Raw genomic sequence first — 15,147 nt, 5'->3', positions numbered from 1 at the left:
GCTTTCAACCACCATCACGTCATCCGACGACACCGGCGCGGCTGCCGGCGCAGCGCGATCCTTTAGATCACCGTCCCGGTAAACACGACCGGACCTGTCGGCTGGCCGGTCGGCGATCCGCCGTCCGGCTCCAGACTGATGGCCAGCGTGTCGCCACGCGTAAACGGCGCCTTCGGCACGATCACGGTATCGCCGCGTGCGGCGACCAGGCCCAGCGAACGCGGTTTGCCGCCGGGCGAGATGGCCCAGAGTTCCAACGTTCGGCCATCGGCCAGTGCATTCAGATCCTGCATGGCCTGAATCGACAGTCGGCTATCCGGCAAGCGGTTGACGACCAGCGACGACGGCGCCTTCTCGCTGCCCAGCACGGCCAGCGTTTGGGTGCGGGTATCGGCGAAGTACGGCTCGATCACGATGAATGCCAATGCGGCCACGGCAATGGCCAACCCGGCGCTCACCGTGCGCCACAGCGCCAGACCGCTCCAACCCCAGGCCGGTCGGGCGGCAGACTTGGCCGCCGTACGACGCTCGATGGCTTGCCAGACGCGGGCAGGCGGCATTTCAGGCGGCAGCGCATAGACCAAGGGCAGGAGCCGCGTTTCCCAGGCCGCCACCACGCGACGCAGCAGGGCGTCGTCGCGCATCAGCGTTTCGAAGCGGCGGCGCGCGCCGCCCCGCAGGGTGCCGGCCACATAGGCGGCGGCCAGATGGTCTTGAAGATCGGGGTGCCGATAGTTCATCCCAGGCACTCCTTAAGACGGGCCAAGCCACGCCGCACCCAGCTTTTGACGGTGCCCAACGGCGCCGCCATGCGTTCGGCCACCTCGGGATGGCTGAGATCGTCGAAGAACGCCATGGCGATGGCCGCTCGCTGTTGTCCCTCGAGGGTCTGCATGCAATCGGCCAGCCGCTTGCTCTCCTGCGACGACTGGAGCTGCGACATCGGACCCGGCGCATCGTCCGCCCAGGCAGCCGCAATCTCGCCGTCCGGGTCGGACACTTCGAGGTCGGGCCGGCGCAAACGGTCGATGCAGCGGTTGCGCACGATGCGCGTCATCCACGTCATGACCTGGCTTTGCTCAGCCGAATATTGGGCAGCGCGCTGCCAGATCGTCACAAAACACTCCTGTAGGACCTCCTCGGCCCCTTCTTTACTCCTCAACATACGTTTGGCTAACGGAAACAGATGCGGCGCCGTCAAACGATAGAGTTCGGCGAGCGCCGGCTGGCGCTGGCGCGCACAGTCGGCGAGCAGGGATTCGAGGTGTGCGGGATCGGCCATAAAGAGGAGAGCAGGTCTGTGACAGCGCCTAGAGTACCCGGCGGCGCGCGGCAGGGGAAGCGGCATAGCTGCTTTGTTGCGCTGCACATACCCGCGCCCGCGGGCGCTCGGTAAGATCGGTCGCAAATCAAACGAAAAAGACACGAGACAACGTCCCCTCAGGCCACGGTGCACCGGCGGCATTGTCAGTGGCTTTTTCAGCCACTTTTCACCGCGAGGTACGCCGCCATGATGACCCTGCACTGGTCCCCCAAATCGCCGTTCGTGCGCAAAGTAATGATCGTATTGGCGGAAACGGGGCTGACCGACGACGTTCGTCTGGTGCGCACCCCGGTCGCCATGAGCCGCGTCAACCTGGATCTGCTGGCCGACAATCCGCTCAGCAAACTGCCCACGCTCGTGCTGGACGACGGCACGCCGATCTTCGATTCGCGCGTCATCGTGGACTATCTCAGCACCTATGCCGAGAGCCAGATCGTGCCCACGCACGATCCAGCGCGCCTGCTGGCCTTGCGCCGCCAGGCCCTGGGCGACGGCCTGCTCGACATGCTTCTGCTGTTCCGGCAGGAGCGCAACAAACCTGCCGAGCGTCAAACCCCCGAGTGGCTGACCGGGTTTCAGGTCAAGCTCGACGCCACGCTCGCGCACCTGGAAACCGAAGCGCCCAAGCTCGACGCCGCGCCGTTCGATATCGGCGTGATCGCGATCGGATGCGCGGTGTCCTACCTCGACTTCCGCTTTCCCGAAATCGACTGGCGCGCTACCCATCCGCAACTGCGCGACTGGCTCGCCCGCTTCGACGCCCACGCGTCGGTGGCCCGCTATGCCCCGCAAGACGATCAACCTGCCTGAAGGAACGCCTGTGAGCCGTATTCCCTTGCCCACGCCCGAGACCATGTCGCCTGCCCAGTTGCAGGTGTACGAGAAGATCGTGAGCGGCCCGCGCAAGCGGCTGGTGGGGCCGCTGCGCGCCGCCCTGCACAATCCCGAGCTGGCCGACCGCTGGCAGCAACTGGGCGCCTTGCTGCGCTTCGGCACGAGCTTGTCGCCCCGCTTGAACGAGCTCGCCATTCTGGTCACGGCCCGCCGGTGGAACAGCCAGATCGAATGGCACATCCATGGCGAGGCGGCCCTGAAGGCCGGGTTGCCGCAGCAGGTACTCGATGCCATCCGCGAAGGCCACACGCCTGAATTCGATGATGCGGACGACGCACTCGTCTATGCGTTTTCGCGCCAATTGCAAAGCCATGGCGATGTGGACGCGGCGCTTTACGCGCGTGCCGTCGAACGCTTCGAACCGGTGGGGGTGGTCGAACTCACTGCCGTGGTGGGGTACTACACGATGGTGTCGATGACGCTGAACGTGCATGCGATCCCGATGCCCGACGACATCGCGCCGCCGCTCGAGGTGCCGATGGCCGAGGGTCGGGCGCAACTGAGCGCACTGCCAGCGGCCGCGATCGAAGCAGCGGCTCAAGCGACTTCCGCGATCCCACCTTCAGTGCCGTCGCAAGCCCGCACGAACGCCCCGGCGCCCACCCAGACGCAAGCGTCGTACATCCCCGAGACGGTGGAAACGCCGCGCATGCCGCAGGCGCCCAAGCAGGCGCTGCCGGCCAACGCCTGCGATACGCATTGCCATGTCTTCGGCCCCTACGACCAGTTTCCGCTGCACCATCGCGCCAGCTATGCCTCGCCCGATGCGCCGGTCACGCGGTACCGCACGATGCTGCGCACCATCGGCGCCGCGCGCGGCGTACTTGTGCAGCCGGCGCCCTACGGCACCAATGCCTCAGCCATTCTCGATGCGCTGGCGGCCGATCCGCGCGCACTGCGCGGCATCGCGGTGGCCACGCCCGATATCGACGACGCGGCGCTCAGGCGCTTGCGCGATGCCGGCGTGATGGGCCTGCGTTTCGTGGAAGCGCGCGACCCCGCGGGCAATCTGTTCGCCGGCAGTGTGGGCTTTGAGCACGTCGATGCGCTTGCGCCGCGCCTGCGCGCGCTCGGGATGCACGCGCAACTCTGGTCACCGTGCGACGCCTATCTCCAGCATCTGCCCCGGCTCGCCCAACTGGGCATCCCCATCGTGCTCGACCATATGGCAAGCCTGGTGCCGTCGCGCGGTCGTGACGACCCGGCGCGCGCACTGGTGCGCAAGCTGCTCGCCGACGGCCGCGTGTGGGTCAAACTCACCACCTGCCGCGTTCCGCACGACGACAACGATCCGAACGGTGTGCGTGCGCTGCACGACGAGTTGCTGGCCGCCAACGAAGATCAGGTGTTGTGGGGCTCGGACTGGCCATTTGTGCGCATGGGCGCCCGCGCGCCGGATGTGGGCACGCTGATCGATACGGCCCATGCGTGGCTGGGCACCGATGCCCGCCGCCGCAAGGTGTGGACCGACAACCCCGCCCGCCTGTACGGCTTCGACAACTAGGAGATGCATTCCATGCCGCAATCGACAGGGCCGCTTTCGCACGTCCGCGTGCTCGACTTGAGCCGCATCATGGCCGCGCCGTGGGCCTCGCAGGCGCTGGCCGACATGGGCGCCGACGTCATCAAGATCGAACGCCCCGGCGCCGGCGACGACACCCGCGCCTGGGGGCCGCCGTATCTCAAGGATGCCGACGGCCAGGATACGCAGGAGGCCGGGTACTTTCTATCGGTGAATCGCGGCAAGCGCTCGGTCACCGTCGCGCTGGATCAGCCTGAGGGCCAGGCCATCGTGCGCGAGTTGGCCAAGCAATGCGACATCGTGCTGGAAAATTTCAAGGTGGGTACGCTTGCGCGCTATGGCCTGGACTACGAGGCCCTGCGCGCGGTCAATCCTGGCATCATCTATTGCTCCGTGACGGGTTTCGGGCAGACCGGACCGCGCAAGGATCAAGCGGCCTACGACTTCCTGATCCAGGCCATGGGCGGCTTGATGAGCGTGACCGGCGAGCGCGACGACAAACCCGGCGGCGGCCCGCAGAAGGTAGGCATCCCGATCGTCGACTTGATGACCGGCATGTACACCGCTGTGGCCGTGCTGGCGGCGCTGTCGCATCGCGAGCGCACGGGTGAAGGCCAGTTCATCGATATCGGCATGCTCGATGTGCAAGCCGCCGTGCTGTCGAACCAGGCGCTCAACCATCTGGTATCGGGCAAGACACCGCAACGCAATGGCAATGCACATCCCAATATCCAACCGCAGGATGTGTTCGCCTGCGCGGATGGCGAAGTGATTCTGGTGGTGGGCAACGATGGCCAGTTCGCCAAGCTTGCAGCTGCTGTGGATCGTCCTGACTGGGCCACCGATGCGCGGTTTGCCACCAACGCGCAACGGGTGCGCAATATCGATGTGCTCAAGCCACTGATCCTCGAGGCATTTGCCACGCGTACGCGCGCCGATCTCACCACGACGCTGGACCGCGCCGGCGTGCCGTGCGGCCCCATCAATGCCGTGCCCGATGTATTCGCCGATCCGCAAGTCGTGCATCGCGGCATGCGCATCGACCTGCCACATCCGGCGGGCGTCGATGTGCCGCTCGTGGCCAGTCCGATGAAATTCATGGGCACGCCCCTGACGTTCGAACGTGCGCCACCCACGCTGGGCCAACACGTGGACGATGTGCTGGGCGGGATCGGCTACAGCGCCGAGCGCATCGCGGATCTGCGTACGGCAGGCGTGGTGTAGCTGGCGTGGTGCAGCCGGCGTGGTGCAGCCGTTCTGCCGGGCCGTCCGCGTTGCTACGCAGCAGGCCGCCAGCCCGCGAATAACCCGCTGGCCGGCGCCGCACCTAACTGTCGTGCCCGATCCGATCGGTGTGCCAGATGCCTTCGGCGCCGATCTCGCGTGTAAGCGCCTCGATCTGCGACGCCACTTCCATCACCGTGCGGCCAGGTCCCTTCGCGCGTGCGAAGGCCATCGAGATGATGCGTTCCAGCGAAGGATCGACGAGCTTGGTGGCCGCCAGCTTGCCTTCCCGCACCTCCTGCCACACCGCATGCAGCGGCAGCACCGTGTACATGCGCTCGGTCTGGCAGACGGTTTTCATGAGCGGTAACGAATCCGCTTCGATCAACGGCGTGATTTCGATTTTCACTGTGCGCGCCATCGCATCCAACGCATTGCGCAAACCATTGGGCGAACCCGGCAGGATGAACGGCAGGCCGTCCAGCGCGCTGAACGGCAAGGTGGGGGCTTGCAGAAGCGGATCGTCCGCCGCCCCGATCAAACACGAATCCACATGTGCCAGGGCTTGCTCGCCCACCGGCGCCTTATCGCTGTAGCGATAGAGGATGGCAATGTCGACGCGAGCGTCGGTCAGCCACTCTTCGAGTTGCCCGCTCGAGCCTTCGAGAATTTTCAGATGCACGCGCGGAAACACCTGCCGCAAACGCGAGAACAAGCGGCGAATGAGCGGATGCGCTGTGGACGGCAATAATCCCAGCGTCACTTCACCGGCCGGCTCGCGCGCTTCGGCATTCAATTCGAGCTCCAGCGCTTCGGCATCGCGCAGCAATGTCTGCACGAGCGGAAACAGGCGCGCACCGATTTCCGAGAGCTGCACGCCACGGCCGGTGCGATTGAAGAGCCGAGCATTGCAATCGCGTTCGAGCGCGTTGATGCGGCGGCTCAATACCGACTGATCCTGATCCAGAAAAAGTGCCGCGCGCGTAATGCTGCCGAGCTCGGCGGTCGCCATGAAGGCGCGCCATCGCTGCAGATCGGCAGTGACGTCGAGTTGAACGCCGGTGGCCTTCGATTTATTCATCGTGCGGTGTGCCATGAGGTCGCATCAGAGATGCGCCAACTTAGCACACTGGCACGCGGTGATTGCGCGCGAATCACTTAGGATTGGCGCGCTGAAGCGCATCGGCGATGTTGGCAGACAGAAGGCGGCGCGTACCCGAGCGATGAAGCCGTAGTCATCTTTGTACGGGCCGAAATCGGCGTGGAAAACAGACTACAGCGATCACAACATATTTGTTTCTTAAAACAACATATATGTTGTATATTCGGCAAGTGATCGAGGCAAATGAAATACAGCGAATTCCGCAGATGGCTTATCAAAAACGGCGTGGAACTCATCGCGCACTAGGCCGGAAGCAGTCATTTCAAAGCAACCCTGAACGATCGAACCTCGATCTTTCCAGACCACGGCGGTAAGGAGATCGGTACCGGACTGGTGAACAAGATCAAGAAGGACCTCGGACTGAAGTAGCGCAAGCGACTCGCAAGGGATGCAGCTCACCGCTGCACGAATGCGCGCCAACCGCAAAGGACACGCCATGTTGACGTATTGCTACACCTTGACGCCTGACGACAACGACACACTGCTCGTTCAATTTCCCGACCTGCCCGAAGCCGCCGCCGTCGGCGAGAACGCGGACAACGCAAAAGCCAATGCAGTGGAAGCGTTGGAAGCTGCACTGCAGATGTACCTTGACGCGCGCCGGCCTGTTCCCCTGCCCGCCGCCGTCGGCGCCGGCGCCGTTACCTTGCCGGCCGTTCAAACCGCAAAAGTACTGTTGTCCAACGAGATGGTCATGCAAGGCATCCGCAAAGCGGAACTCGCGCGGCGTCTGACCCTGCACATGCCGCAAGTCGACCGCATGCTCGACCTGTCACATGCATCCAAGATCGAAGCGATCGAATCTGCGTTTGCTGTATTGGGCAAACGTCTCAACATTGAAGTTGTCTAACCATGACCCTGACCCCCACCCTACCTGTACAGCATCTCGATCCCAGCTATATCTCAGCAAACATCGACGAGCGGTTTCGTCCTTTTTTCCTGATCAGCGCCGCCGACATCCCTATTGCGATGAAAGACACGATCGATTCGCTGTGCGTGGCCGTCAATCTGTTTGGCGAGCGCGTTCGCTTTCGCGTCGCCAAACATTTGGTGGTGGGTGGATCGCCATTCAATATCGAGCTCGCCAGCGGTTCCCTGTTGTATACGCCGAAGAAGGAAACCATTCACGTGAACATCGAGGAGTACATCTTTCTCGACGTGAACAAAGCGCAGGCCCTCTCGAAAAACATCCGAATCGCAACGTTCGTGGAAGAGTTTGTGCACGCTTTCATGAACATCACGGATGAGGATTTGACGGCGAAAGTGGTGTGCCTCATCTATCCCCAAGTGCAATTCATCGAGGGCCAGTACTTCGATATCGGCGCCATCGCCGAGCCATCGGGGTTCGGTCTTCCGCCGAGTCAAACTATTCCCTGACTGTCGGTTCGCTCGACGTGGAACCCGGCGAGGTCGCCGGGATGTTCCGATGGCCTGCAATCTCCTGCAGGCACGTGCCGGCAGCGGGGCCACGCTTACGCCGCCGGCGCATCCTCGAACAGCACGATGCAGTCCGCCACAAAAGCGGGCCGTTCACTGCCCTCGATCTCCATGGTGCATCGCAAGGTGACCTTGGTGCCTGCGCCTTGTCGCGCAGCCGCCGCCACCGTTTGATGCAGCCGCAGCCGGCATCCCACCGGCATTGCGGCGGTATAGCGCACGCGATCCGTGCCGTAGTTCAACCCGCGCCCGCGCTTGGCGATATGGAAGATCTCGCGCTGCATGCGGGGCACGAGCGACAGCGCAAACAACCCATGCGCAATCGTCTTGCCTTGCGGCATTTCCCGCGCGGCGCGCGCCACGTCCACGTGAATCCAGAAGTCGTCGCCCGTCAGCTGCGCGAAGCCATCGAGGTGCGCCTGAGTCACGGTAAACCAGTCGCTTGCGCCCAGCGATTCGCCAATCCGCGTCTCGAAGTCGGCCGGCGTGGCAAGGTGCACCGTCACGGCTGCGCCTCACCCAGTTTGCCGTCCTTGATCACTTTGCCCCACTTCACGAATTCCTGGTCCATCAGCTTGCGGTACTCCTCAGGCGTGGTGGTGACCGGCAAGGCACCTTGATCGATCAGCTTCTTGCGCACCTCCGGCTCGTTGACGGCGGCGATCACCGCCTGGCGAAATTTCTCGATGATGGCAGGCGGCACGCCCTTCGGCGCGATGATGCCGTAATTGGAATCCGACACGACGCCCGGCAGGCCGAGTTCGGCTGTGGTGGGGACGTCGGGCAAGCCTTCGAAACGCTTGGCGCTCGACACGGCCAACGCCTGCACGCGGCCCGCTTTGATGAAGCCGATGGCGGCCGACGCATCGCCCGGAAACACCTGAATCTCGTTGCCCATCAGTGCGGTGACCGCCGGTGCCGCGCCTTTATATGGGATGTGCGTGAGCTTGATACCCGCCTGCTGATTGAGCAGTTCGCCGCCCAGATGCGGGGTGGTCACATTGCCGGCCGAGCCGAAGTTGTACTTGCCCGGATTGGCCTTTGCGGTGGCGATGAGTGCGGGCAGCGTCTTCTCGGGAATGCTGGTGCTCGCCATGATCACCTGTGGAATGCGCACCACCAGCGTCACGTAATTGATGTCCTTCAATTCATACGGCACCTTCATCACGTGCGGCAGGCCCGTCAACGCCCCCGGCACGCCGAAGCCGAACGTGTAGCCGTCGGGTTCGGCGCGCACCGTGGCGTCCGTGCCGATGGTGCCGCTGGCGCCCGCGCGGTTGTCGATCACCAGGGATTGCCCCAGCTTGGCCGACACCTCCGGCGCAATCAGGCGCGCCACGTTATCCACGGGGCCCCCAGGCGGATACGGCACGATCAATTTGATGGGGCGCACGGGCCAGTTGTCCTGCGCAGCGCCCGCACTGCCCATCACAGCCAGGCCGATTGCGGCCGCGGTCAAGATACGTTTCATGGTTGTCTTCCTCCTTCGGATTCGCCGGTCTTGCGCGACCGGTCATCTCATTGATGGGCCAGGCCCAACACCTGTTTGGCCAGGATGTTTCGCTGCACCTCGTTGGTACCGCTGAAAATGGTTGCCGCCAGCGCCGCCAGATAAGGCGCCTGCACATGCACATGCGTGTCGGGATAGGCGCTGCGGGCATGCGTCCCGCCCCACATCTCGGCCATGTCGATCAGGAGCGCACCGATGCGCTCGTGCGTTTCCGACGCCCAGATCTTGAGCAACGACACCTCTGCCGGCAGCGGCCGGCCCGACTTCGCGATATCGGCAAACACGCCATACATCGCAGACAGGTCCGCGGCATCGAGTTGCAGGCCGGCCAACCGATCGACGAAGACGGGGTCACGCATCCGATCCTGGTGCGCGGCCAATGCCGCGACCTGACCTAGTGCGTAATGCGAATGCTTGGGGCTGCCGCTGAAGAGCCGCTCGAAACCCAGCAGCGCTTTGGCAATCGTCCAGCCGCCATTCAGTTCGCCTACCAGATGCTTGCGCGGCACGCGCACGGCATCGAAAAACACCTCTGCAAACTCGGCGTCGCCCGATAGGGTTTCGATCGGCCGCACGGTCACGCCGGGCTGCTTGAGATCGACCAGCAGAAAGCTGATGCCGGCCTGCTTCTTCACCGTTTTGTCGGTGCGCACCAGCATGAACATATGCGTGGCGTCCTGCGCCAGCGTGGACCAGGTTTTCTGGCCCGTCACGATGAAATCGTCGCCGTCGGCAATGGCCTCGCAGCGCAGTGCAGCGAGGTCGGAACCGGCATTGGGCTCCGAGTAACCTTGTGCCCACACATGCTCGCCGGACAGGATCGGCGGCATGAACGCCGCCTGCTGTTCGGGTGTGCCGAAGCGCGACAGGATCGGCCCCAGCATCACCAAGCCCTGATCCGGCGCGCGGGCTACGCCGTAGCGCTCGGCCTCTTCGATGAATGCGATCTGCCGGGCGGGCGACAACGCCATACCGCCATGCTCGCGCGGCCATGACGGCGCAATCCATCCTTGCCGCGACAACGTCGTATACCAGGATTCGATCTCATGCCAGTGCAAGCGCCACGGCATATGGCGCAAACGCTCTGGATAGTGGGCGGCGAAAAACGCGCGCAGCATGCCGCGAAACGCGGGCTCGGGCATCGCTTCCCAGTCCGCATCGCGCGGAAAGTCGGCCGAGGTCCACGGCGTCACGTCGTCGTCCGGCGCGGCCAGTTCCGACTCTGCCGCCATCGTGAGGCCTTGTGCGTAGCGGCGCCGATGCGCATCCACGTTCCCCAGCCAGGTCGACAGATGCAGCGCACGCTTGAAGTACAGTCCGATGTCGTACTCGGCGGTGTAGCCGATCGCGCCATGCAATTGAATCGACAGGCGCGTGACCTCGCGCACCGCACGGTTTGCGCGCGCCTTTACGCGGCTGGCCAGCAACGCGCGCCTGGCCGCCGGCAATGTTGGCGTCCACGCCTGCAAAGCATCGGTGAGGCTGGCGGCCGCCAGCTCGATCTGCAGCAACGCATCCACCAAACGATGCTGCAGCGCCTGAAAGCTGCCGATTGCCTGGCCGAACTGCTGCCGCGTATTCACATAATCCACCGTCGCGGCCAGCGTGTGACGCGCGACGCCGATCGATTCGGACGCGATGATGAGACGGGTCGCGTCCAGCGCTGCGTTCACCGCGCGCGGCACGGCTTCGCCGGTCGCGACGATGTTGTCGGCCGCCACTTCCACGGCCTGCAAGTGCAAATGGGCGACGGTGCTGTCATCGGCGCGTGGTGCGATCGCTGCCGTCAGCCCCGGCGCGTTGGCCGGCACCCACAGCAGCATCGCTTCCGCATCACGCTGCGCGACAACCAGCCAACCGTCCACGCCTCGGCCGGGGACGATGAATCCCACGTCGCCGTCCAGCTGCATGCCGCCCGATGCGATCGCGGTCGCGCGCACGCCAGCGTCATGATGCAAAGGTGGCAGCGCGCGGTGCGCCGCCGAGATGGGATCGTGGCGCGCTTCGAAAGCGTTCATCGAGTCGCCGTCGGCGCTACCCCTGCTGCTGCCTTCGACAGGGCAACTCACTTGTCCTGCACGCATGGGGTCCACATGCATTTGCTCCGCATGCGTCTGCCACGCCACTGCCGCCACAACCTCGCCGCTGCCGATCCGAGCAATCAACGCATCGCGCCGGTCGCCCGCCGGCAATGCTCGCAGCACTTCCATCGGCAGCACCCCGCACGCCGCAAACGGTTCGGGCAATAGCGCACGGCCGGCCTCTTCGGCGATCAATGCGGCTTCGCTCAGCGTGAGTCCCAAGCCGCCCTCCGCTTCCGGCACCGTCAGCAGCAACCATCCCAGGTCGGCCATCTCCTGCCAGTAGCCACGGTCAAAGCCGGCGGGTGGCGTGTGGGCGGCGAGCGCCCGCACGCGCGCACGTTGATCGGTGCCGTTCAGAAAATCACGGGCACTGTCGCGAATCGCACCGGCGTCCTCGCTCATACGATGCCCTCGGCGCGCAGGGCGGCAATCTCTTGCGGATTCAATCCCAGCTCGGCGGCCAGCACGGCATCGGTATGCTCGCCCAACAGCGGCGGCGGCAGTTCGTACGCAATCGGCGTATCCGAAAACACCACCGGATTCTTGATCAGGGGCATCTCGCCGATCAGCGGATGCGCCATCGATCCCAACACGCCACGATGCTTGACCTGCGGATCCTCGAACACCTGATCCATCTCATAGATCGGGCCGCACGGCACATTGGCGGCCGACAGCGCCTCGTTCCACGCCGCTACGGTGCGCGCCGTCATCGCTTCGGCAATCAACGGCACGAGCACCTTGCGAGCCGCTGCACGTTCGAGGTTGGTGGCGAATCGCGGATCGCTAGCCAGTTCCGGCCGCTCGATCACCCGGCAAAAGCTTTGGTACTGCGAGTCGTTGCCCACCGCGATCATGATGTGCCCATCGGCGCATTCGAACGCTTGATACGGACACGTGATTTGCGACGACGTACCCACGCGTTCGGGGCGCTCGCCGGTCGCGAAGTAATTCATGCTCACATGCGAGATCGCCGCGATTTGCGCATCCAGCAATGCCATGTCGATGTGCTGCCCAGTGCCCGACACGAGGTCGCGATGATGCAAGGCCGCCAGGATGGCGGCGATGGCGTAGAAGCTGGCTGTGAGATCGGAGACCGAATACCCCACCTTCACCGGCCCGGAGCCGGGCTCCCCCTCGGCCACGCCCGTCACCGCCATCAGCCCGCTCATCGACTGAAAAATCGGGTCGTAGCCCGGCAGATGGCTGTAGGGCCCGGTTTGTCCGAAGCCTGTGATCGAGCAATAGATCAACTTGGGATTGATCGCTTTCAGCGCCGCATAATCCAGGCCGTAGCGCACCAGGTCGCCGGCCTTGAAGTTCTCGATCAGGATGTCCGACTGCGCGGCGAGCTTGCGGATCAACGCCTGGCCCGCAGGCTTGGACATATCGATGGTGATGGATCGCTTGCCGCGATTCATGGCGATGAACGACGACGTCTCCGACGTGGGCTGGCCTGCGCCGTCCTTCACACGAAAGCCCTGATGACGCACATCGTCGCCCCGGCCCGGTCGCTCCACCTTGATCACATCGGCGCCGAAGTCCGCCAGCATCTGCGCGGCCCACGGCCCCGAGAATACGCGGCTCAAATCCAGCACTTTGACATTCGACAATACGCCGGCCATCGCTCTGTCTCCATATCTAATCGTTATGCAGTCAGGATAGCGACGGGGCCTCGCAATCGCGAGGCCCCGTCAGGCAAAGCTGGTTTGCTGTTGGCGCCGGATCAGCGCCCCTCGAACACCGGCGCACGCTTCTCCAGAAACGCCTGGCGCGCCTCGCCCGCATCGTGCGTCTTGGCGATCGCCGCCGTCATATCCTGCTCGTAGCGATAGCCATCGCGCAGGCTCATCTCCTCGATGGCATTCATCGTCTGCTTGGACAACTGCACCGACAGCGGGCTCTTCGAGGCAATCGTGGTGGCAATGCCGAGCGCCGTATCCAGCACCTGATCGGCCGGCACGCTCGCCTCCACGATCCCCAGGCGATACAGCTCATTGCCATCGACGCGCATGCCGGTGAAGGCCATGCGGCGCAAGCGAGAATGACTGAAGAGCCGCATGCCGTGGCGCCCGCCACCCAGCAGGCCCACGTCGATCTCCGGCAGTCCCACCACGGCCGTGCTGGCCGCCACCAGAATGTCGCACGAGGCCGCGATGGCCAGTCCGGCACCCAGCGCTGCGCCGTTCAGGCCGCACACCACCGGCTTGGCGCACTCGCGCAGTGCATGAAAAAGTTCTCGCGTGCGCCGCGAATGTTGCGGCAGATCGCCCGGGCCCTTGATCGTGTCGCCGCGGCCCTTCAGATCGGCACCCGCGCAGAACACCCGGCCTTCGCCGATAAGCACGATGGCGCGGACCTCATCGCTTTCCGAGCACACATCCAGACAGTGTGTGAGCTCGTTGATCAGCGTGGTCGACAGCGCGTTCACCGGCGGGTTGGCCAGATGAATGACGGCCACGTGCTCGCGCATTTCCAGTTTCAACGCGGTGTAGGCAAGATGGGGCATGGGGTTCTCCTGAAAATAAGATGATCAAGTGACGGCGCGCTCGGCAAGCTGGGCGATGTCGGCATCTGAATACCCCAGTTCGCTCAGCACCTGCGCGGTGTGTTCGCCAAGTAACGGCGGGGGCAATTCGGCACACGAGGGCGCCGCCGAAAACCGCAGCGGATTCATCACCTGGGGCACCGTGCCGGCCAAGGGATGCGGAATGTGCCGCAGCATGCCGCGGTGCACCACCTGCGGATCGGCAAACACCTCAGGCACCGTGTTGATGGCGCCTGCCGGCACGTTGGCCGCGCTCAACCGTTCGAGCCAGACGGCACGATCCTCGGCGCCGAACGCCGCATCCAGAATCGGATCGAGCAGCGCCTGATTGACCACGCGACGCCCATTGGTGGCGAAGCGTTCGTCGCTCGCCAATTCCGGGCGACCCATCAGCCCACATAAGGTGGCAAATTGCCCGTCGTTGCCCACCACCACCACGATCTGCCCGTCGCGGCAGTCGAACGTGCGTTGCGGCTGGATGTTCGGATGTGCCGTGCCGGTGCGTTTGGGCGTGCGGCCGGCCAGCAGGAAATTCATCGCCTGGTTCATCAGCAATCCAACCTGCACGTCCATCATGCCCAGATCCACGTGCTGCCCGCGACCCGTGGTGTGGCGGCCGATGATGGCGGCCAGGATGCCCACGGCCGCGTACACACCCGTCACCATGTCCACGATCGGCACGCCCACCTTCTGCGGGCCGCCGCCGGGCTTGTCGTCGCGTTCGCCGGTCACGCTCATCAAGCCGCCCATGGCCTGGATGAGGAAATCGTAGGCGGGCTGCTTGGCGCGCGGCCCGGTTTGTCCAAATCCGGTGACCGAGCAGTAGATCAATTCGGGATGGTTTGCGGAGAGATCGGCATAGCCCAACCCCAGACGCTCGAGCGTGCCCACCTTGTAGTTCTCCAGCACCACGTCCGACTGCGCTGCCAGTTGCTTGACGATGGCACGGCCTTCTTCGGTTTTCAGATCCAGCGTGATCGAGCGCTTGCCCCGGTTGGCCGCCACGTAGTAGCCCCCGTCTTCCGTATCGCTGCCATCGGCGCGCTTCAGAAACGGCGGCCCCCAGGCGCGGGTATCGTCGCCGCGGCCGGGCTTTTCGACCTTGATCACATCGGCGCCCAGGTCGGCCAGGATCTGGCTGGCCCAGGGCCCGGCAAGCACCCGGCTCAGATCGAGCACGCGGATGGACGAGAGCAATGCAGACAATGCGGTCTCCTTCGTTATGGCGGCGGCGCGACGCGCAGCGCGGTATTTGTTGCCAGTCTATGCGGCTCCCGCGCGCCAATCCAGGACGGGCGGCGTAAACCAGATATGCCTATTGCGTCATATCGACGCCCCGACGGTTGCACGAATACGCAACTCTGGTTTGCCGTCGCGTTGCTGGTTGGCGCCCCGGGAAGCCCGTAGACTGCCTCTCACAACATCGAGCGCGCACGCCCCGCAGC

14 protein-coding genes and 1 pseudogene are annotated in these 15,147 nt (G+C 64.3%); 6 read left to right on the top strand and 9 right to left on the bottom strand.

The annotated features are described in order from the left end of the window. Window positions 1–62 precede the first annotated feature (62 nt). Both EYW45_RS03895 and EYW45_RS03890 read right to left on the bottom strand, forming a co-directional pair. Window positions 63–740, bottom strand: coding sequence for an anti-sigma factor (locus EYW45_RS03895; RefSeq protein ID WP_161134061.1), 678 nt, complete (start codon window positions 738–740; stop codon window positions 63–65). Next, on the bottom strand, window positions 737–1,282 hold the full coding sequence (locus EYW45_RS03890; protein WP_161134060.1) for an RNA polymerase sigma factor: 546 nt from the start codon (window positions 1,280–1,282) through the stop codon (window positions 737–739). Before EYW45_RS03890 ends, EYW45_RS03895 begins: the two co-directional genes overlap by 4 nt. Before the next feature lie 228 nt (window positions 1,283–1,510). Here EYW45_RS03890 and EYW45_RS03885 point away from each other — a divergent pair, with 228 nt between their 5' ends. From EYW45_RS03885 to EYW45_RS03870, 3 genes are read left to right on the top strand one after another with little or no spacing between them, the layout of a single operon-like run. Beyond that, window positions 1,511–2,134 (top strand): glutathione S-transferase family protein, encoded by a 624-nt coding sequence (locus tag EYW45_RS03885; RefSeq protein WP_235938830.1) that lies wholly within the window; start codon window positions 1,511–1,513, stop codon window positions 2,132–2,134. 10 nt (window positions 2,135–2,144) lie between these two features. Then, window positions 2,145–3,722 carry an amidohydrolase family protein gene (locus tag EYW45_RS24800; protein ID WP_328703590.1) on the top strand — a complete coding sequence of 526 codons (1,578 nt, stop codon included), beginning with the start codon at window positions 2,145–2,147 and terminating at the stop codon, window positions 3,720–3,722. Between the two features lie 12 nt (window positions 3,723–3,734). Beyond that, the gene (locus tag EYW45_RS03870) at window positions 3,735–4,964 is read left to right on the top strand and encodes a CaiB/BaiF CoA transferase family protein (protein ID WP_161134059.1); all 1,230 of its coding nucleotides are present in this window, start codon (window positions 3,735–3,737) and stop codon (window positions 4,962–4,964) included. Window positions 4,965–5,067: 103 nt separating this feature from the next. Here the strand turns inward: EYW45_RS03870 and EYW45_RS03865 are convergent, their stop codons facing one another. Next, a complete protein-coding gene (locus EYW45_RS03865) occupies window positions 5,068–6,045 on the bottom strand; it encodes a LysR family transcriptional regulator (RefSeq protein WP_161134058.1) in 978 nt (325 codons plus the stop codon). 342 nt (window positions 6,046–6,387) lie between these two features. On the opposite strand from EYW45_RS03865, the pseudogene EYW45_RS24425 reads away from it, so the two are divergent. From EYW45_RS24425 to EYW45_RS03850, 3 genes and pseudogenes are all read left to right on the top strand, one after another. Then, a pseudogene (locus EYW45_RS24425) lies at window positions 6,388–6,495 on the top strand (type II toxin-antitoxin system HicA family toxin); the annotation flags it as partial. A gap of 67 nt (window positions 6,496–6,562) precedes the next feature. After that, on the top strand, window positions 6,563–6,976 hold the full coding sequence (locus EYW45_RS03855) for a type II toxin-antitoxin system HicB family antitoxin (protein WP_161134057.1): 414 nt from the start codon (window positions 6,563–6,565) through the stop codon (window positions 6,974–6,976). A gap of 2 nt (window positions 6,977–6,978) precedes the next feature. After that, window positions 6,979–7,503, top strand: coding sequence for a hypothetical protein (locus EYW45_RS03850; protein ID WP_161134056.1), 525 nt, complete (start codon window positions 6,979–6,981; stop codon window positions 7,501–7,503). Between the two features lie 95 nt (window positions 7,504–7,598). Here EYW45_RS03850 and EYW45_RS03845 read toward each other — a convergent pair whose 3' ends face one another. From EYW45_RS03845 to EYW45_RS03820, 6 genes are all read right to left on the bottom strand, one after another. Further along, a complete protein-coding gene (locus tag EYW45_RS03845; protein ID WP_328703589.1) occupies window positions 7,599–8,069 on the bottom strand; it encodes a MaoC family dehydratase in 471 nt (156 codons plus the stop codon). Next, entirely contained in the window at window positions 8,066–9,034 is a 969-nt protein-coding gene (locus EYW45_RS03840; protein ID WP_161134055.1) for a Bug family tripartite tricarboxylate transporter substrate binding protein, read from the bottom strand. The genes EYW45_RS03845 and EYW45_RS03840 overlap by 4 nt, the downstream gene beginning before the upstream one ends. A gap of 47 nt (window positions 9,035–9,081) precedes the next feature. Then, complete coding sequence (locus EYW45_RS03835; RefSeq protein WP_161134054.1) at window positions 9,082–11,559, bottom strand: acyl-CoA dehydrogenase; 2,478 nt, start codon at window positions 11,557–11,559, stop codon at window positions 9,082–9,084. Continuing rightward, window positions 11,556–12,779: a CaiB/BaiF CoA transferase family protein gene (locus tag EYW45_RS03830; RefSeq protein WP_161134053.1), complete on the bottom strand. Its 1,224-nt coding sequence runs from the start codon at window positions 12,777–12,779 to the stop codon at window positions 11,556–11,558. The genes EYW45_RS03835 and EYW45_RS03830 overlap by 4 nt, the downstream gene beginning before the upstream one ends. A gap of 101 nt (window positions 12,780–12,880) precedes the next feature. Continuing rightward, window positions 12,881–13,663 (bottom strand): enoyl-CoA hydratase/isomerase family protein, encoded by a 783-nt coding sequence (locus EYW45_RS03825; RefSeq protein ID WP_161134052.1) that lies wholly within the window; start codon window positions 13,661–13,663, stop codon window positions 12,881–12,883. Window positions 13,664–13,687: 24 nt separating this feature from the next. Further along, complete coding sequence (locus tag EYW45_RS03820) at window positions 13,688–14,908, bottom strand: CaiB/BaiF CoA transferase family protein (protein ID WP_161134051.1); 1,221 nt, start codon at window positions 14,906–14,908, stop codon at window positions 13,688–13,690. Window positions 14,909–15,147: the final 239 nt, after the last annotated feature.

Source organism: Schauerella aestuarii (assembly GCF_009866805.1).
Taxonomy (GTDB): domain Bacteria; phylum Pseudomonadota; class Gammaproteobacteria; order Burkholderiales; family Burkholderiaceae_B; genus Schauerella; species Schauerella aestuarii.
This window is presented reverse-complemented; position numbering and strand designations above follow the sequence as displayed.